The 347-nt window shown below is 33.4% G+C and carries 1 protein-coding gene; it reads right to left on the bottom strand.

All coding sequences use genetic code 11. From position 1 onward, the window contains the following. Window positions 1-43: 43 nt before the first annotated feature. The coding region (locus tag KSW37_RS15905; RefSeq protein ID WP_367397528.1) for a type II toxin-antitoxin system HigB family toxin at window positions 44-347 on the bottom strand (304 nt) is incomplete at its 5' end.

Raw genomic sequence — 347 nt, forward strand, 5'->3', positions numbered from 1 at the left:
TCTTCAATTTCATTATATGTTTTTTCGTCTTTAATAGTCATAGTTATATATTTTTAATATCCTTAATCTTGTCATATTCAGCATGAGTTCCAACAAATCTAATATGTAGAAATCCTTGAAAGAACACAACGATAGTTACAAGCCTAAATTTATTGCCTGATATGTTGAAGACATATCTGTCATTCCCGACATAATCTGCCGAAGGAAATGCTTGCTTTAATTCTGCATGGCTTTTCCATTCTGTCTTTTCAACAAACTCTGCCCAACGCATGAGCGGATCTGCTGCATCAGGATGTTTCCTTGCAAAATCTTTCAGCAATTTGAACTTTAATATCTTCATAATCGTT

The sequence above is a fragment of the Segatella copri genome, from assembly GCF_019127135.1.
Lineage (GTDB): Bacteria > Bacteroidota > Bacteroidia > Bacteroidales > Bacteroidaceae > Prevotella.